This window comes from Pseudoalteromonas sp. MMG010, assembly GCF_018100905.1.
GTDB lineage: Bacteria > Pseudomonadota > Gammaproteobacteria > Enterobacterales > Alteromonadaceae > Pseudoalteromonas.
Window position 1 is genome coordinate 44,580 of record NZ_JAGJEG010000014.1, and the last position, 16,874, is coordinate 61,453.

At 40.7% G+C, this 16,874-nt stretch carries 18 protein-coding genes and 1 riboswitch; of the genes, 12 read left to right on the forward strand and 6 right to left on the reverse strand.

From position 1 onward, the window contains the following. The first annotated feature begins 89 nt into the window (after positions 1-89). The 8 genes from J8L70_RS13430 (at position 90) to J8L70_RS13465 (ending at position 7,709) form a co-directional block, all read left to right on the forward strand. The gene (locus tag J8L70_RS13430; protein WP_211056111.1) at positions 90-488 is read left to right on the forward strand and encodes an acyl-CoA thioesterase; all 399 of its coding nucleotides are present in this window, start codon (positions 90-92) and stop codon (positions 486-488) included. A 137-nt stretch (positions 489-625) separates the two neighbouring features. Beyond that, a complete protein-coding gene (locus tag J8L70_RS13435) occupies positions 626-1,033 on the forward strand; it encodes an META domain-containing protein (protein WP_247664829.1) in 408 nt (135 codons plus the stop codon). A gap of 89 nt (positions 1,034-1,122) precedes the next feature. Beyond that, positions 1,123-1,237: riboswitch (TPP riboswitch) on the forward strand. Between the two features lie 157 nt (positions 1,238-1,394). Beyond that, positions 1,395-3,347, forward strand: coding sequence for a phosphomethylpyrimidine synthase ThiC (gene thiC, locus J8L70_RS13440; protein WP_247664830.1), 1,953 nt, complete (start codon positions 1,395-1,397; stop codon positions 3,345-3,347). Between the two features lie 75 nt (positions 3,348-3,422). Then, positions 3,423-4,424: an FAD-dependent oxidoreductase gene (locus tag J8L70_RS13445; RefSeq protein WP_211056112.1), complete on the forward strand. Its 1,002-nt coding sequence runs from the start codon at positions 3,423-3,425 to the stop codon at positions 4,422-4,424. 7 nt (positions 4,425-4,431) lie between these two features. Continuing rightward, positions 4,432-4,626 (forward strand): sulfur carrier protein ThiS, encoded by a 195-nt coding sequence (gene thiS, locus J8L70_RS13450; protein WP_211056113.1) that lies wholly within the window; start codon positions 4,432-4,434, stop codon positions 4,624-4,626. A gap of 4 nt (positions 4,627-4,630) precedes the next feature. Further along, on the forward strand, positions 4,631-5,416 hold the full coding sequence (locus J8L70_RS13455) for a thiazole synthase (protein ID WP_211056114.1): 786 nt from the start codon (positions 4,631-4,633) through the stop codon (positions 5,414-5,416). Positions 5,417-5,430: 14 nt separating this feature from the next. Continuing rightward, positions 5,431-6,966 carry a thiamine phosphate synthase gene (gene thiE, locus J8L70_RS13460; RefSeq protein ID WP_211056115.1) on the forward strand — a complete coding sequence of 512 codons (1,536 nt, stop codon included), beginning with the start codon at positions 5,431-5,433 and terminating at the stop codon, positions 6,964-6,966. After that, the gene (locus J8L70_RS13465; RefSeq protein ID WP_211056116.1) at positions 6,963-7,709 is read left to right on the forward strand and encodes a HesA/MoeB/ThiF family protein; all 747 of its coding nucleotides are present in this window, start codon (positions 6,963-6,965) and stop codon (positions 7,707-7,709) included. The genes thiE and J8L70_RS13465 overlap by 4 nt, the downstream gene beginning before the upstream one ends. A gap of 5 nt (positions 7,710-7,714) precedes the next feature. Here J8L70_RS13465 and J8L70_RS13470 read toward each other — a convergent pair whose 3' ends face one another. The 4 genes from J8L70_RS13470 to gpmM are packed head-to-tail and all read right to left on the reverse strand — an operon-like array spanning position 7,715 to position 12,483. Beyond that, positions 7,715-8,467: a divergent polysaccharide deacetylase family protein gene (locus J8L70_RS13470; RefSeq protein ID WP_211056117.1), complete on the reverse strand. Its 753-nt coding sequence runs from the start codon at positions 8,465-8,467 to the stop codon at positions 7,715-7,717. Positions 8,468-8,505: 38 nt separating this feature from the next. Next, positions 8,506-9,759 (reverse strand): S41 family peptidase, encoded by a 1,254-nt coding sequence (locus tag J8L70_RS13475; RefSeq protein ID WP_211056118.1) that lies wholly within the window; start codon positions 9,757-9,759, stop codon positions 8,506-8,508. A gap of 36 nt (positions 9,760-9,795) precedes the next feature. Continuing rightward, positions 9,796-10,935 (reverse strand): peptidoglycan DD-metalloendopeptidase family protein, encoded by a 1,140-nt coding sequence (locus tag J8L70_RS13480; protein WP_211056119.1) that lies wholly within the window; start codon positions 10,933-10,935, stop codon positions 9,796-9,798. A 3-nt stretch (positions 10,936-10,938) separates the two neighbouring features. Beyond that, positions 10,939-12,483: a 2,3-bisphosphoglycerate-independent phosphoglycerate mutase gene (gene gpmM / locus J8L70_RS13485; RefSeq protein ID WP_211056120.1), complete on the reverse strand. Its 1,545-nt coding sequence runs from the start codon at positions 12,481-12,483 to the stop codon at positions 10,939-10,941. A gap of 273 nt (positions 12,484-12,756) precedes the next feature. Here gpmM and J8L70_RS13490 point away from each other — a divergent pair, with 273 nt between their 5' ends. Genes J8L70_RS13490 through gpsA form a run of 4 tightly spaced genes read left to right on the forward strand, consistent with a single transcriptional unit; the run spans position 12,757 to position 15,015 of the window. Then, entirely contained in the window at positions 12,757-13,188 is a 432-nt protein-coding gene (locus J8L70_RS13490; protein WP_211056121.1) for a rhodanese-like domain-containing protein, read from the forward strand. A 31-nt stretch (positions 13,189-13,219) separates the two neighbouring features. Continuing rightward, positions 13,220-13,477 carry a glutaredoxin 3 gene (gene grxC / locus J8L70_RS13495; RefSeq protein ID WP_211056122.1) on the forward strand — a complete coding sequence of 86 codons (258 nt, stop codon included), beginning with the start codon at positions 13,220-13,222 and terminating at the stop codon, positions 13,475-13,477. Positions 13,478-13,521: 44 nt separating this feature from the next. After that, positions 13,522-14,004, forward strand: coding sequence for a protein-export chaperone SecB (gene secB / locus J8L70_RS13500; RefSeq protein WP_211056123.1), 483 nt, complete (start codon positions 13,522-13,524; stop codon positions 14,002-14,004). 3 nt (positions 14,005-14,007) lie between these two features. Continuing rightward, positions 14,008-15,015, forward strand: coding sequence for an NAD(P)H-dependent glycerol-3-phosphate dehydrogenase (gene gpsA, locus J8L70_RS13505; protein WP_211056124.1), 1,008 nt, complete (start codon positions 14,008-14,010; stop codon positions 15,013-15,015). A gap of 140 nt (positions 15,016-15,155) precedes the next feature. Here the strand turns inward: gpsA and J8L70_RS13510 are convergent, their stop codons facing one another. Further along, positions 15,156-15,977, reverse strand: a complete 822-nt coding sequence (locus J8L70_RS13510; protein ID WP_211056125.1) for an META domain-containing protein — start codon at positions 15,975-15,977, stop codon at positions 15,156-15,158. Positions 15,978-16,136: 159 nt separating this feature from the next. After that, positions 16,137-16,703, reverse strand: coding sequence for an alkylphosphonate utilization protein (locus tag J8L70_RS13515; RefSeq protein WP_211056126.1), 567 nt, complete (start codon positions 16,701-16,703; stop codon positions 16,137-16,139). Positions 16,704-16,874: the final 171 nt, after the last annotated feature.

Consider the following 16,874-nt stretch of genomic DNA (forward strand, 5'->3'; position numbering starts at 1 on the left):
ACTTCATTTAAGGGACTTATATGGTAGCAATAAAATCTGCCTTTGTGCTATAAACGCACAAATTTTATATGCAAACAAAGGTAAACAAGATGACTTTTAAAGTTAATTTTAAAGTGCGTCATTACGAGTGTGATCTACAAGGAATTGTAAATAATAGTGTATATTTTAATTATTTAGAGCATGCTAGACACGAATTTTTGCTTGCAAATGGCATTGATTTTGTAAGGCTTGCGAAAGAAAAAATTAACTTAGTGGTGATTCGTAGTGAAGTTGATTATAAACAATCGTTATTACCCGACGATGAGTTTTATATTAGCGTTGAGCCGGTGCGAATTAGTACTTTAAAGTTTGCATTTATACAGCGTTTAATGCGCATAAAAGATGAAAAACTAATGCTAAAGGCAAAAGTGATTGGCACCTCGGTAAACGAAAGTGGGCGCCCTTTTTTACCTCAAGAGATAGATACGCTGTTTAAAAAATTAGGCTAATTACTTCTAATCATTGCGTTTTAATAAATTGTTTATAAGTTAGACAAAAGATTTACAAACAAAACCGTGTTTTTTAACGGAATTTTTTTTAAAAAATTGTTATTATTACAATAATTAGACAAAACGTTAGTAGTTAAATGAAATTAGTAGTGATACCGATGTTGTTCATCGGTTTATGTATGGGGTGTGCAAGCACCGACAGTGTTAACTCTGAGCAGTTAAAATATAGCCAATGGCAATTAGAACAAGTAAACGGTGTTATGGTGCCAAGTACCGTTGAAGCATCAATGGGGTTTATCGAAGCGCTACAAATAAATGGGTTTGCAGGGTGTAACAAATTTTTTGGTGAAGGCGTTTTAGAGCAAAACCGTTTAACTGTAAATAAGTTAGGTAAAACGCGTAAGCAGTGTTCAAGCGAACTCAATACCATTGAAAAACAACTACTAAACACCTTGAAAAATGGTGCTGACGTGTCGATGCAAAATCAAAAGTTAGTGATGCAAGGCGAGCAAGAGTTAATATTTAAAGAAAAATTGCCATTATAAAATACCCCTTGCGGGTGAAATTTTTCTGACGTACACTCAACATCGATTTTAAAAGTCACTACTTTTTAAATTATAAACATAATTAGATTTAAAACTTGTCGGAGTGCCTAAACTATTTAGTTAGTTGTAGGCTGAGATCGCGAAAGCGGGATCCGTGAACCTGATCAGGTTAAAACCTGCGTAGGGAACAAGCTGCCTAAACAGGACGCTTGTGCGTCTTTTTTTATGCGCATAAGTTTATTACCTCCTGCCGGCTGGCAAAATTAGCACCTAAAGTTCGGCGCTAATTTACGATCCATATTGGCGTTATGCCTTTCTCTTTTTCTTCTGACAAGACAACCCTTTAGCATTGAGGCAAGTCATGTCAAATACAGTAAAAAAATCGTCACGTCGTGAAACACGCGAAGCGGCATCACACTATATTTATAACTTAACGGGACAGCCGTTTCCTAATTCGCAAAAGGTTTACGTAGGCGGGACGCACGATAATATACGTGTTGGTATGCGCGAAATTACGCTAAGCGATACGTTTATTGGTGGCAGCGAAGATAATCCGGTGTATGAAAGTAATGCGCCTTTGCGTGTTTATGACACATCGGGCCCATATACCGATCCACATTTTGAACTTGATGTTCGTAAAGGTTTACCTAAATACCGCCAGCACTGGATACAACAACGTGGCGATACCGAATTGCTTGAATCGGTATCGTCAAAATTTTCGCAGCAACGCATGGCTGACGAAGGCCTTGATCATATTCGTTTTGAACACCTACCTAAAATACGCCGCGCTAAAGCGGGAAAAAATGTAACGCAAATGCACTATGCTCGCCAAGGTATTGTTACTCCCGAGATGGAGTATGTGGCTATACGCGAGAATATGGGGCGGGCACAATTAAAACAAGAAATACTCGACGCTCAGCATAAGGGTGAATCGTTTGGTGCCAGCATTCCTGAATTTATTACCCCCGAATTTGTACGCGATGAAATTGCCCGTGGTCGTGCCATTTTACCCAATAATATTAACCACCCCGAAACCGAACCCATGATTGTTGGGCGTAACTTTTTAGTGAAGGTTAATGCCAACATCGGTAATTCATCGGTAAGTTCGTCGATAGAAGAAGAAGTAGAAAAAATGGTGTGGTCGACCCGTTGGGGGGCCGATACGGTTATGGACTTATCAACCGGACGTTATATTCATGAAACTCGCGAATGGGTTGTACGTAACTCGCCAGTACCAATTGGGACGGTACCTATTTATCAGGCGCTTGAGAAAGTAAACGGGGTGGCAGAGGATTTAACATGGGAAATTTTTCGCGATACATTGATTGAACAAGCAGAGCAAGGCGTTGATTATTTTACCATTCATGCAGGTGTATTGTTGCGTTATGTTCCTATGACGGCAAAACGCGTTACCGGTATTGTGTCGCGCGGTGGCTCTATTATGGCTAAATGGTGTTTAGCGCATCATAAAGAGAACTTTTTATATACTCACTTTGAAGACATTTGTGAAATTTTAAAGCAATACGATGTGTGTTTTTCGTTAGGAGACGGTTTACGCCCAGGGTCGATAGCCGATGCGAATGATGAAGCGCAATTTAGTGAGCTACGTACCTTGGGTGAGCTTACAAAAATAGCTTGGAAACATGATGTACAAGTATTTATAGAAGGCCCAGGGCATGTGCCAATGCATATGATTAAAGCTAATATGGATGAGCAATTAACACATTGTGATGAAGCTCCTTTTTATACTTTGGGGCCGTTAACTACCGATATTGCGCCGGGGTATGACCATATTACATCGGGCATTGGAGCTGCACAAATTGCGTGGTATGGCTGTGCCATGCTTTGCTATGTAACACCAAAAGAGCATTTGGGACTTCCTAATAAAGAAGACGTTAAAGAGGGATTAATTACCTATAAAATTGCAGCCCATGCGGCCGATTTAGCAAAAGGTCACCCAGGGGCGCAAGAGCGTGATAATGCATTATCAAAAGCGCGTTTTGAGTTTAGATGGCATGACCAATTTAATATTGGTTTAGACCCTGAGCGTGCACGCGAATACCACGATGAAACCTTGCCACAAGAGTCGGGTAAAGTAGCCCATTTTTGTTCTATGTGTGGACCTAAATTTTGTTCGATGAAAATAACCCAAGAAGTACGTGATTACGCCAAAGATCTAGAGTCCAGAGGGATTGATCCTAATAATGCTGGTGATGCTATTGCCATAAAAATGGTTGATGTAGAGCAGCAAATGCAAGCTAAATCTGAGGAGTTTAAAAAAACTGGCTCAGAGATTTACCACACAGCGGTGTAACTAAAATGCTCGGTTTTAGCACTACAATAAAGTTAACACCGAGCGCTTTTAAACGACTAACAAAAGAAGGTTTTTATGGCGCATAACATTGCCATTGTTGGTTTTGGTTTAGTGGGACGGTTAGCTGCTTTGCAGTTAAGTAAACACCATAACGTAACGGTGTTTGAAGCCGGCGATGAGCAAGGGTTGCTCAGTGCTGGAAAAGTAGCGGCAGCAATGTTAGCGCCCTTAGCTGAGTCGGCTTTATGTGATACCGACTTAGCCTTGTTAGGGTTAGATTCAATTAAACGCTGGCCACACATTATTAGCGAATTAAACGCAGATGTGTTTTTTCAGCAAAGGGGCAGCTTAGCGGTTGCACACGCACAAGATTGTGCCGATTTAGATAGCTTTATTCAGCGAATAAAACCTTTAAAGGGGCACACGTATCAGCATTTAATGCTCCATGACATTGCCAATTTAGAACCCGAACTTGCAGGGCGCTTTAACCGAGGTGTGTATTTACCTTGTGAAGGGCAAATAGATAACCAAGCGTTTTATCAGGCTAGTTATAAAACCTTGCTTAAGCGCCAAGTTAAGTTCGCTTTTAAGCAAAAAGTAACTATAAAACATGGCGAAATAAATAACCGTCCATTTAAATTTATTATTGATTGTAGAGGCCTTGGTGCTAAAGGTGATAAGCCTTTAAGAGGCGTGCGTGGAGAAGTGGCAAGGGTGTATGCGCCAGAGGTTAATTTAACTCGGCCAGTGCGGTTAATGCACCCACGATACCCACTTTATATTGCCCCTAAACCTAATAATGAATTTGTTATTGGCGCCACCGAAATTGAATCGCACGATAGTGAGCCTGTGACAGTGCGCTCAACACTTGAGTTATTGTCGGCGGCTTACAGTGTACATACAGGGTTTGCTGAAGCACGATTAATTAATATGCAAGTAGGGCTAAGACCGGCTTTTAGTGATAATCGCCCATGTATAAATCAAGCTGGGAATGTAATTAGTATTAATGGCTTGTACAGGCATGGTTATTTGTTAGCCCCCAGTTTAGTTGCTGATGCTGTTGCGCGTATAGAGTGAGAAATATATGAAAATTACCGTAAATGGTCACCCCCTACACATTGACGACGATTCGTTAATGGCCACATTAAAGCAAGTAGGAGCACAAGCGCCATATGCACTTGCTATTAATGGGGAGTTTGTGCCGCAAAGTATGCATGATGACTATCACTTACAAGCGGGCGATAGCTTGGAGTTACTCTCACCAATTCAAGGGGGATAAAGCGATGTCAGGCGATAGTTTTTCTATTTATGGTGAGCAAATTAATAGCCGTTTACTTATTGGTTCGGCGTTGTACCCCTCGCCAAAAATTATGAATGATGCCATTGTTGCCTCGGGAGCTGATATTGTGACTGTATCGCTTAGGCGCCAACAAAGTGCAGCCGCAGGTGATGATTTTTGGCAGTTAATTAAAAATACGGGTTTAAAAATACTGCCCAATACCGCCGGTTGTCATAGCGTAAAAGAAGCCGTTACGTTAGCTAAAATGTGCCGAGAGGTATTTGCCACCGATTGGATTAAGTTAGAACTGATAGGCGATGATTATAATTTACAGCCCGACCCATTTGCCTTATTACAAGCGAGTAAGCAATTAATAGCGGATGGTTTTAAAGTATTGCCTTATTGCACCGACGATTTAGTATTGTGCCAGCGTTTATATGATGCCGGTTGTGAAGTGCTTATGCCTTGGGGAGCCCCTATTGGTACCGGAAAAGGTTTGTTAAATAGTTATAATTTGAAAACAATTCGACAGCGCTTAACGCAAGCGACATTAATTGTTGATGCTGGCCTTGGATTACCATCACATGCCTGCCAAGCCCTCGAATTAGGGTATGATGCAGTTTTATTAAATTCAGCCATTGCAGGGGCAGGCTGTCCGGTTACTATGAGTCGGGGTTTTAAAGCCGCTGTTGATGCAGGGCGCTTTGCATATAAAGCAAAAGCAATGCCTGAAAAAGACTTAGCAGCGCCTTCAACTCCAACAATGGGTATGCCGTTTTGGCATCAATAACAAAAGAGAGCACGATGACAGATTTAGTATGGACAATTGCGGGGTCTGATTCTGGCGGTGGTGCAGGTATTCAGGCTGATATTAAAGCAATGCAAAGCTTTGGTGTGCACGGATGTACTGCTATTACTGCGTTAACCGCACAAAATAGTTTAGGTGTTGATGCCATTAATGCAGTATCAACGCAGGTGATTGAGTCACAATTATTAGCACTTGCAAGCGATATGAAAGCCAAAGTGATTAAAGTGGGTATGTTAGCTAATGTGCAGCAAATTCAACTAATCAGCGAGCATATCAGCCATTATAAAGCAACGTGGCCAACGCCTCCTATTATTGTTTATGATCCGGTGGCCATTGCCTCCAGCGGTGATGTGTTAACTGAAGAAAATACGGTTAGTGCAATAAAAGAGTGTTTATTACCGCTGGTGGATGTGATCACCCCAAATACCCATGAAGCACAATTATTAACAGGTGTTTATTTAATTGGCCCTAATGCAGTAAAAGATGCAGCAAGTAAATTACTTAGCTATGGGGTAAAGGCTGTGGTAATTAAAGGCGGGCATTGGGATTACCCAAGTGGCTATTGTATTGATTATTGTATTAATTATTTTAGCGAAGATGGCGAAGAATATTGGCTCGGCAATCCAAAAATAAAAAGTCCGCATAGCCATGGCACTGGGTGCAGTATGGCTTCAGTTATCGCTGCCTGTTTAGTTAAAGATTACCCTTTAAAAGACGCCTTTATTTTGGCTAAAGCATATATTAACCAAGGGTTAAAATGTTCTGTACGCTATGGCGAGGGAATAGGCCCTGTTGCACACACGCAATTTCCGGTTGATATTAAACACTTTCCTCAGGTTATTGAGCCGGGCAGTTGGCTAGGTGATGAACTTGATTTTGATGTGCCCGAAAACTTTAACATGGCCGCTGACTTTGCTCAGTGCGCTAGTAAAAACCTTGGGCTATATGCGGTGGTTGATAGCACTCAATGGTTAGAAAAGTGTTTGCAACAAGGCGTAAAAACAGCGCAATTGAGAGTGAAAAACCATTCTTACAGTGAAGTAGAAGTACTCATTGAAGAGGCTATTGCGTTGGGTAAACGTTACGATGCTCAAGTATTTATTAATGATTATTGGCAGCTGGCTATTAAACATGGGGCTTATGGGGTGCATTTAGGCCAAGAAGATTTAGCAACCGCTGATTTAGCTGAAATAAAAAATGCAGGGTTACGGCTGGGTATATCAACCCATGGTTTTTATGAAATGTTGCGTGCGCATAATTATCGCCCTAGTTATATGGCGTTTGGGGCCATTTATCCTACCACAACAAAAGATATGTCTGGGCAAATACAAGGGCTTGAAAAACTGAAAAAGTTTGTACCTATTATGGCGGAGTATACCAAAGTGGCCATCGGTGGGATTGATATTGCACGAAGTCGCGAGGTTGCACAGACTCAAGTAGGCGCTGTTGCTGTAGTGAGTGCCATTACGCAGGCAGATGACTATAAAGTAGCAATTAATGCATTACAAAGCGCAATTAATGAAAACGAATGAGCACGCTTAACGGCAAAGAAATGCTGCGCTATAGCCGACATTTATTAGTCAAAGAGGTTGGGCTTGAAGGGCAGTTAAAGTTAAAAAATGCCGCAGTTACAGTGGTAGGGGCTGGTGGACTTGGTAGCCCTGCATTATTGTACTTGGCGGCATCGGGTGTCGGCACGCTTACTTTAATTGATGGTGATAGCGTAGAGTTATCAAATTTACAGCGGCAAATTTTATATAAAGTAAATCACTTAGGGCAGCAAAAAGTGTCGGCGGCACAAAAGGTTTTAGGCAGCTTAAATAATCAAATTAAGTTGATAAGCCATAACGAAACACTGACTGCTAAAAACGCCCATACTCTGTTAGCTGGGGCCGATATTGTACTTGATTGCTCAGATAACTTTGCCACACGTTATGTGGTTAACCAGGTCTGTTTAGCTAATAAAACCCCTTTAATTGCCGCGGCTGCACAAGGCAAAAAGGGGCAGTTAATGGCATTCGATTTTAGAGAAAAAAGCAGCGCTTGTTATCAGTGTGTTTTTCCAAAAAGCCAGCATAGTATTATGCAAAACTGCAGTAATAGTGGCGTAATAAGCCCATTGTTAGGGGTTATAGGGGCTATGCAGGCGCAGCTAACCTTAAATATGTTATTGCACCATAGCCAAGGTTGCATGTTTGTTGCGTTTGATGCCTTAACCTTGCAGCAGCAACATATAAAGGTACAAAAAGATCCCGGCTGTTCGCATTGTGCTTAGTGTTATTACCGTGCGTTATGCGACTTTGCCTGTGCCAAGCGAATATATTTATGCTCAACCAATTGCGATACCGGCACCAACTCGTATCCTTCACGTATTAAGTCGGGGAGGGCTTTGCGTAAAAAAGCGATGGTTTCGGGATACGGATGGGCAATAGCAATGGCAAAATTGTGTTGCGAAGCTCGGTGCTTTAATTCATTTAATCTAAATTGGTATTGTTTTGGCGTAGGGATATTATCTAAAAAAATATGTCTGCCTACATTTTCTACCCCAGATAAATTAGCCGCATGTTGTGCTTGGCTTAACCCCGTTGTACGGCTATCTAAAAAATATAATTGGTGCTGTTTTAATACTTCCATGGTCCACTGCATGGCCTGACTTTTTTGTGTTAAAGCCGAACCCATATGGTTATTTACCCCTTTTACTTGCGGCAAACTCGCTAAAGCATGATTTAGCGTGTGCTGAAGTTGTTGTTTATTCATATCGAGAGTCAGCGCACCGGGTCCTAATTTTTTACCATTTAATGCCTGCATAGGAACATGCAGTAATAGCTCTTTATTTGAGGCGCTGGCAAGCGATGCAAATGTTTGTGAGTAAGGGGTGTGAGGTAAAATAGAAAAACTAAGCTGTCCTGGTAAATCCAGAAACTCTAAATCTCGTTGATGATATCCAATGTCGTCAATGACTATCGCTATTTGCTTGGCTTTAATAGGAAAAGCAAAACAAACAGCGATAAAAAATCCCAAAATTAATTTCATATTTATAATTGTTATTATCTTATTGTGTGTTTATATCGTTATTTCATGCTAAGTAACTGCTTGGCTTTAACCAGTGGTTTATCAAAAGGTTGGCCATTTTTTAGCTGCGTATTTATTACTCGCTTTTGTTTTATTATAACGACTTTATCGGTTTGGGAAAGCATTGATTGATTTATCGGCACATCGGGTGTTATTCCTACACCGTCGATAGAGTGCCCAAGAGGTGTAAAGTACTTAGCGGTAGTGAGTTTTATGGCTGTACTGCCATTACCTAAAGGAATAAGCGATTGTACCGAGCCTTTGCCAAATGATTGGCTGCCAACTAATGTTGCACGGTTATTATCTTTTAATGCCGCGGCAAGTATTTCGGCCGCAGAAGCTGAGTTTTCATTAATTAATACCACAATGGGTATACCGTTTATTATGTCGCCTTGGTGAGCTAAAAATGTTTGATTGGCATCATCATAACGACCTTTAGTGCTCACTATGGTTCCATTTTGTAAAAATAAATCGGCTACATTGACCGCACTTAGCAGTGTGCCGCCCGGGTTGTTGCGTAAATCTAATATTAGGCCTTTTAGAGGCTCTGATGCGTATTGGGTTAACTTAGTGATATGCGCCGCAACATCGTCGGTAGTGCGATTAGAAAATCGGCTTATAGCTAAATACCCCATGCCTTCACCTAGCTGTTGATGGCTAACACTATTGAGGTTAATTTTTTGCCGAGTAAGTATCAGGTTTATTGGCTCTAAATTATCTGTGCGTTGTAAAGACAGCTGTATATCATCTGTTTTATTGTGCTTAATTAAAGCGGCCACATCTGCCATTTCTTTATTAATAACCGAAGTATTATTAACGCCAATAATAATATCGCCCGTTAGCACTCCTGCGTAGTGTGCCGGTGAGTTATTAATCACATTTACAATCGTGACTTTTTTATCAAAGGTATTAATTTCTATACCAATGCCTGTGTATTGATCGTTCGTATTGTTAAATATGGCATTGAGTTCATCTTCGTCTAAGTACTTTGAGTAAGCATCTAACTTAGCGTATAAACGTTTAAATTGGCTGGGGTTAAAATCGATTAATTGACTATTTTGCAGGGCTAAATCTTCTACGTAGTAGGTATGAATATTAAAGAGGATTTCGTTTCGCTGAGTGGTTTTTAAATGCGATATGGGGCTGGCTAATGCCGCGTTGCTCAGTAAAGTAATCAACCAGCAAGCAGCTAATATACGTATGCTAGAAAATATTTTATTATGCTGAAATAATAAGGTTTTAGGGTATGTCATCGGCTTTACCTCTAAAGGTGCAGCCGATTAAATAAATTAGATTCGTCTACACCATGATACAGGATTAACTGCACGTCCTTTGTGTCGTATTTCAAAGTATAGACCAGAACTAGATTGCCCGCCGCTTTGTCCTACCAAGGCGACTGTTTCGCCCTCGCGCACCATATCGCCCACATCTTTTAGTAACGTTTGAGTGTGGCCATAAAGGCTCATGTAGCCTTCACCATGATCGATAACAATCACCCAGCCAAAACCTTTTAACCAATCGGCAAAGACGACTTGACCATTTTGTACGCTGTTAATTTTTGCCCCGGTGTCTGCGCTAATAAGTACGCCTTTCCAGTCTATGCCTGCATGTTTGCGTTGGCCAAACTTATGTTTTAAGCGTCCTTTTGTGGGCCAATTTAGTTTGCCCTTGCTTTTTGTTAAACCTAACAGTTCAATTTGTTCTACGCTTTGTTGCTCAAGCTCTTCAATTGTAGTGAGTAGTGTTTGCTCATTTTCTTTTAAATAGTTAATTGAATTTTGCGTTTTATTCAGTTTAGTTTGCAGCTGTTTTAAATTTGTTTTACGTTGCTTTTGCGCTGTTAACAGTGCGTTTTGGCGTCTTTTTTGTTCTTCAAATAGGGCGGTTAGCTTGGCTTTGGTTTTATCTAATTTATTTTGATTTTCAGTTATTTTTTGCTGTAACGCTTTAAGCTCTTCTAATTGCTCTATGCGGGCTTTATTTAAAAAATTATAGTAGCTTAAAGTGCGCTCTAGTTGCGCCGTATTTTGTTGATTAAGCAACATTTTTGCGTAGTCGTTATCGCCTGCCATATAGGCGCTTTTTAACTGCGATGCCAATATTGATTTAAATTGTTGCTGCTGCGTAATTAGTTGCTTAGCTTTTGCTTGTAATTGCTGTTGTTGTTTTTCGGTATCGGTTACCGACTTTTTTGCCATGTTTAATGCTTTTGCATTTTTAGCAATATCGAGTTCGTGGCTTTTTAGTTCGCTTTGTAAGGTGCTAATACTTTTTTGTTGCGCGTTATATTGCGCTTTATTCTTTTCAATTGCGTTTTGAATTTCAGATAAATCTTTTTTAGTACGATCTTCATTAGCGATTGCAGGTGCAATCGCTAATGAAATCAGTATTAAACCGAAAGAGGTTAGGCGGTTAATACGTAGGTACATAAGTTATTTCAAGGTCATGATTGGCGTACCAGTCATCTCGCTTGGTTGTTCCATGCCCATTAAATGCAGCATTGTTGGCGCTACGTCGCTAAGAGCTTTGCCTTCACTAGGTGTTGCATCACGACCGACATAAATAAACGGAACCGGTTCGCTCGTATGTGCAGTATGCGCCTGGCCTGTTTGAGGGTTAGCCATTTGTTCTGCATTACCATGATCGGCAGTAATCAGCGCTTCTCCGCCATACTCTTTAAGGGCTTCTACTACGCGACCAATACAATGGTCAACGGCTTCACAGGCTTTTACTGCTGCTTCGAACACGCCAGAGTGGCCGACCATATCGCCATTAGGGTAATTACAAATAATCGCGTCGTATTCACCGCTTTTAATTGCTTCGATTAGTTTATCGGTGAGCATTTCTGAGTTCATTTCAGGCTGTAAGTCGTATGTTGCTACCTGTGGCGAGGGGATTAATTCACGTTTTTCGCCTTTAAATTCGTCTTCGCGTCCGCCGCTAAAGAAAAAAGTAACGTGCGCGTATTTTTCAGTTTCAGAAATACGTAATTGTGTTTTGTCGTGTTTTTCTAACCATTCGCCTAATACATTTACCAATGGTGAAGGCGCAAATGCTGCGGGCGCATCAATGGTAGCAGCGTATTCGGTCATCATGACAAAGCCGCTTAATTGAGGCGCTTTTTGTTTTGTAAAACCGTCGAATCCCTCTTCAACAAAGGCACGGGTGATTTCGCGTGCTCTGTCGGCTCTAAAGTTTGCAAATATTACCGTGTCGCCATCGTTTATTTGTGCTGCTTCTTTGCCTTGTGGAGTGATGGTGCTAGCGGCAACAAATTCGTCGTTTTCGTCACGTTCGTAAGCCGCTGCTAATGCTTCAACACCAGTGTGGTAGTTATACTCGCCTTTGGCTGAAACCATTACGTTATATGCTTTTTCTACACGATCCCAACGGTTATCTCTATCCATTGCATAATAACGGCCAACTAATGATGCTAAACGACCGCATTTTAGTTCGCTAAATAAGGCTTCAATGCGTTCGATAGATGCCAAAGCGCTACGAGGTGGTGTGTCGCGGCCATCTAAGAAACCATGGAAGTAAACTTCTTTTGCTCCACGTTTTGCAGCTAGTTTAATACTTGCAACAATGTGGTCTTCGTGGCTATGAACGCCACCTGGGCTTAATAGCCCCATAATATGAACTGCTTTATCGCTGGCAATGGCTTTATCTATGTTTTCTACCAGGACAGGGTTACTGTCAAACTCGCCATCATCAATCGCTTTGGTAATGCGAGTAAAATCTTGGTACACGATTCGTCCGGCACCTAAATTAACGTGTCCTACTTCGGAGTTACCCATTTGTCCATCAGGAAGGCCAACATCTAAACCCGAACCCGAAATTAATGTACGTGGACGGCTAGCCCAAAGTTCATCTAAAACCGGTGTGTTAGCAGCAACAATGGCATTACTTTGTTCGTCTTCGCGGTATCCCCACCCATCTAAAATCATTAAAACCAGTGGCTTTTTATGTTCTGTCATTTGTTACTCCTGAAAATTGGCACCTGTATTATAGGACGCGTTAATTTAATTATATTTACACGCCTTTTAAGCATACCGTGTTTCTGTGCTTGGATCAGCAATGAAAACAAGATATTAAATTTTTTCACTTTAAATAAATATGTGGGGGTTATTTAGCGCTTTTAAAGAGGGCTAAACTCGCATTTTTACTTGGTTTGGGTATACTTGCGTGGCTAAAATATCAAAATACCTAAAGTAACGCGCTTTAGGGTTAAATTTCATAGTGGAAGTAGAATGGAACAATATATTGAATTTATTGGGAATCATCCAATTTTAAGCTTAGCTTGGGTTGGTATTGTGTTTCTTATTGTGAGTGGCTGGATCAAAAGTAAGTTTTCGGCAATTCGTCAAATTAACCCACAAGAACTCACCTTACTTATTAACCGTGAAGACGGGAAAGTAGTTGATATTCGTGCCAAAAAAGATTTTGACGCTGGCCGTATCGCAGGTGCCGAGCATTTAAGTCCAGAAAAAGCGAAACAATCTGACTTTGCAGGCCTTGAAAAGTCAAAGACAAAACCCATTATATTAGTATGTGCTACAGGCATGACCGCATCAGGCATTGCAACTGCAATGAGTAAAGCTGGATTTGAACAGGTTTACATTTTATCTGGTGGTATGGGAGCGTGGCAAGGCGCAAGCCTACCAACATCAACAGGACGCTAATTAAGTTATTAGCGCCTACAGAGGATTTATTATGAGTAATGTTGTTTTATACACCAAGGCGTATTGTCCATTTTGTCAACGAGCATTAGCGTTGTTAAATAGCAAAGGGGTGCAATACACTAATTATGATATTGGTGTACAACCTGAATTACGTGACGAAATGATTACCAAAGCTGATGGCGCTAGCACAGTACCGCAAATTTTTATTAACGATGAGCATATCGGCGGTTGTGACGACATAATGGCAATTGAAGCACAAGGTAAACTTGATGCTAAGCTAAACGCTTAAAACTTTACTAAGCAATTATAAAAACGATTAAGTTAGGAATAATAATGAACGAAGAAAATAACGTAGCAGCACAACAAGACGGTGCTCAATTTGCTATTCAACGTATTTACGTTAAAGATGTGTCTTTTGAAACACCGAACTCACCTGCTATTTTTCAAAAAGAATGGACACCAGAAGTTAAATTAGATTTAGATACGCGTTCGAATAAGCTTGATGACGGCCTATTTGAAGTTGTTTTAGCATTAACTGTGACAGCTTCTTTAGGTGAAGAAACTGCATTTTTATGTGAAATACAACAAGCCGGTATTTTTACGGTTGGCGACGTTGAAGAAGTTCAACTAGCGCACATGCTAGGTGCTTTTTGCCCTAACGTATTGTTCCCATATGCTCGCGAAGCAGTATCTAACTTAGTTAATCGTGGTACTTTCCCACAACTTAATCTAGCACCAGTTAATTTTGATGCTTTGTTTGCACAGTACATGCAACAACGTACAGCGCAAGCAGAACAGGCAACAGCAGACGCATAATTTATGAGTACAGCAACTTCAGCTGTTACTGTATTAGGGGCGGGGTCTTATGGCACCGCCCTTGCTATTTGTTTAGCCCGAAATGGTCATGCTGTGACACTTTGGGGGAGAAATAGCGACGACGTTGCCACGCTTGCAGCTGAGCGGAAAAATCAACGTTACTTACCCGATGTTCCTTTCCCAGATACCCTTGTTTTAGAAAGTAATTTGCATACAGCCGTCGCGGCCAGTCAGGTTATTTTGGTTGTGGTACCAAGCCATGCTTTTGGCCAAACTCTGCAACAAATAAAACCCGCTTTATTGCCCGGTGCACAAGTGGCTTGGGCGACTAAAGGTTTAGAGCCAGATACCGGACGATTATTACAAGAAGTTGCACAACAAGAGTTGGGCGATGACATTCCTTTAGCTGTGGTATCGGGTCCTACTTTTGCAAAAGAAATGGCAATGGGATTACCTACTGCTATTTCGGTATCGTCAACCTCACAATTATTCTCACAGCAACTAGCTGATTTACTTCATTGTGGACGCTCGTTTAGAGTGTACAACAATGATGACTTTATTGGGATTCAGTTAGGGGGAGCGGTTAAAAATGTGATTGCGATTGGGGCTGGAATGTCTGATGGTGTTGGCTTTGGCGCTAACGCACGTACCGCATTAATTACTCGTGGATTAGCCGAATTAACTCGTTTGGGGTGTGCATTAGGTGCAAAGCCCGAAACCTTTATGGGGATGGCTGGCTTAGGCGATTTAATTTTAACCTGTACCGACAACCAGTCGCGTAACCGTCGATTTGGTTTAGCATTAGGTAAAGGCAACGGTGTTGATGCCGCTATTGAATCAATTGGTCAGGTTGTAGAGGGCTTTAGAAATACCAAAGAAGTACATCTACTGGCTCAACGCGCAGGTGTTGAAATGCCAATTACTGAGCAAATTTACCGAGTGTTATACGAAAATAAAGATATGAAAGAAGCCGCTATGGCATTACTTGGACGTGAACAACGTTCAGAGTAAAAGTTGTGTGCCCTTGGTTATTTAGCCAAGGGCTTTGAGTAATAACAATGCGAGTGTATAACTAAAAAAATAGCTGGTACATGAGCGTGGTGCTATTTAGATAAACCGATCACTGCTTGTATAAGCTTACCCTTACCCTCCTAATTTAAATATACCGCGTTAAATGATGCCTGTGCCTGTTGATTGTGATCTTTAATAATTAACGTTTCGCCATTAATTTGCCAATGCTGAGTATTATTAAGTGCATTAAGCATGGCTTGTTCTTGCTGCATATTTTGGCTACACATTTTTTTGGTGCTTGCTAATTGATTAAATGTGAGCGTTTGCTGATTAATATCATAGCGACCAGTAAAATTATTACACCCGAGAAAACCATGAACGCGATTGTCTTTATCAAATTGAATAAAAGGCTCTTTTTTTAACACCGTCACCGAGTCGCCTTGCAGCGTGATTGCCTTAAAATAAGTGTTATAAAGTGATACATCGGGTTTTTGGGTGTCGTTCATTCTTTCAAGCTCAATAGTATGTGGGGTACTGAGTTGAGTTTCGTTAAATGGATTATGGGCTGTGGTGCTTTTATACAATACTTTGTCTTTATTAATTATACGCGCACTGAGGTTATAACGGTGTTTGCTATCTATTTTATTTTCATCATAAATTAGCTCTACGGTGTATGGTGGTGCCTGTGTAATGTCGAGTATTTGTTGCACGATAACTTCGCTTTTTACATCGGTTTTAGACACATCCGAAAGCGTAACAATTAATTGTGAACCCGGGCGAAGCATTTGGCGCTCATTATACGTTACTTGTGTCATTAAGCTGGTTGCATGTTGTGTTGCTGATTGAGCTGAAGTTGCGGTATTTTGTTGATCGCACGCGCTAAGGGTTAGTAAGCTAAGTGCTGCAAGCGATAAGCTATAAAGGGTATTTTTATTACTTAATAGTCGGTGCTGATTTGCCATAAGTTATCATCATTTGTCATTGTGGCTTATTAGTGTATTGATGTAGGTATTAATCTGGCCTTAATTGAAATAAAAAAGACGCCTAAGCGTCTTTATAAATCAGTTAGTTAAATACAGGTTAGTGTACCTAATATGATTTTAACCTCTCCTGTGTGGAGATTATTTTTTTACAAATTTGGTTAAAATAACAATGCGTTGCCCATCAACACGCCCTTCAATATGTTCAGGGTTGCTGGTTAAGCCAATATTACGCACTGCAGTACCTCGTTTAGCTGTAATGCTGCTGCCTTTAACATCAAGATCTTTAATTAAAGTGACGGTATCGCCAGCATTAAGCACAACACCATTGCTGTCGATATGTTTAACATCGTCATCTTCTGCAAGTGCTTTTTTAGCCCAAACAAGTGTGTCTTCTTCAAGATAAATCATATCTAGGGCATCTTGTGCCCAGCCATTATCGGGCGCTAAACGAGTTAGCATTCTGTAGGCAACAACTTGTACCGCAGGTGTTTGACTCCACATACTATCGTTTAAGCAATGCCAATGGGTGGCATTTAAATCGGTTGTTTTTTCAATTTGATCTTTACACTGCTGGCAGATGTAAATGCATTTATCAGAGTGAGTTTCGGTTACAGGTGGTACTTCGTACACCGATAAGTTGTCGGTGGCTGTACATAATTCACATTGGTTATTACTGCGTTCAATTAAGGCTTTTTCGATACTCATAGTAGATCTTTATTTGTGACTAATATACAAATTATACAGCGCCAAAGCACTTAAGGCTATAAATCCCTTTAATTTGTAGGGGTATTTAGCGTTATTATCTTTAAAATATGTAAGGGGCGTAGGTAATGTTTAATTAATTGTAATTATTATACTTTTTTTAGTGGTTAAATA

Excerpts from the sequence above, each read along its gene's own strand:
- thiE (WP_211056115.1), top strand. The coding sequence starts at position 5,431 with ATGACAGATTTAGTATGGACAATTGCGGGGTCTGATTCTGGCGGTGGT.
- J8L70_RS13475 (WP_211056118.1), bottom strand. The coding sequence starts at position 9,759 with ATGACATACCCTAAAACCTTATTATTTCAGCATAATAAAATATTTTCT.
- J8L70_RS13510 (WP_211056125.1), bottom strand. The coding sequence starts at position 15,977 with ATGGCAAATCAGCACCGACTATTAAGTAATAAAAATACCCTTTATAGC.
- J8L70_RS13455 (WP_211056114.1), top strand. The coding sequence starts at position 4,631 with ATGTCAGGCGATAGTTTTTCTATTTATGGTGAGCAAATTAATAGCCGT.
- thiS (WP_211056113.1), top strand. The coding sequence starts at position 4,432 with ATGAAAATTACCGTAAATGGTCACCCCCTACACATTGACGACGATTCG.
- grxC (WP_211056122.1), top strand. The coding sequence starts at position 13,220 with ATGAGTAATGTTGTTTTATACACCAAGGCGTATTGTCCATTTTGTCAA.
- J8L70_RS13465 (WP_211056116.1), top strand. The coding sequence starts at position 6,963 with ATGAGCACGCTTAACGGCAAAGAAATGCTGCGCTATAGCCGACATTTA.
- J8L70_RS13470 (WP_211056117.1), bottom strand. The coding sequence starts at position 8,467 with ATGAAATTAATTTTGGGATTTTTTATCGCTGTTTGTTTTGCTTTTCCT.
- J8L70_RS13490 (WP_211056121.1), top strand. The coding sequence starts at position 12,757 with ATGGAACAATATATTGAATTTATTGGGAATCATCCAATTTTAAGCTTA.
- J8L70_RS13430 (WP_211056111.1), top strand. The coding sequence starts at position 90 with ATGACTTTTAAAGTTAATTTTAAAGTGCGTCATTACGAGTGTGATCTA.
- J8L70_RS13435 (WP_247664829.1), top strand. The coding sequence starts at position 626 with ATGAAATTAGTAGTGATACCGATGTTGTTCATCGGTTTATGTATGGGG.
- thiC (WP_247664830.1), top strand. The coding sequence starts at position 1,395 with ATGTCAAATACAGTAAAAAAATCGTCACGTCGTGAAACACGCGAAGCG.
- gpsA (WP_211056124.1), top strand. The coding sequence starts at position 14,008 with ATGAGTACAGCAACTTCAGCTGTTACTGTATTAGGGGCGGGGTCTTAT.
- gpmM (WP_211056120.1), bottom strand. The coding sequence starts at position 12,483 with ATGACAGAACATAAAAAGCCACTGGTTTTAATGATTTTAGATGGGTGG.
- J8L70_RS13480 (WP_211056119.1), bottom strand. The coding sequence starts at position 10,935 with ATGTACCTACGTATTAACCGCCTAACCTCTTTCGGTTTAATACTGATT.
- J8L70_RS13515 (WP_211056126.1), bottom strand. The coding sequence starts at position 16,703 with ATGAGTATCGAAAAAGCCTTAATTGAACGCAGTAATAACCAATGTGAA.
- secB (WP_211056123.1), top strand. The coding sequence starts at position 13,522 with ATGAACGAAGAAAATAACGTAGCAGCACAACAAGACGGTGCTCAATTT.
- J8L70_RS13445 (WP_211056112.1), top strand. The coding sequence starts at position 3,423 with ATGGCGCATAACATTGCCATTGTTGGTTTTGGTTTAGTGGGACGGTTA.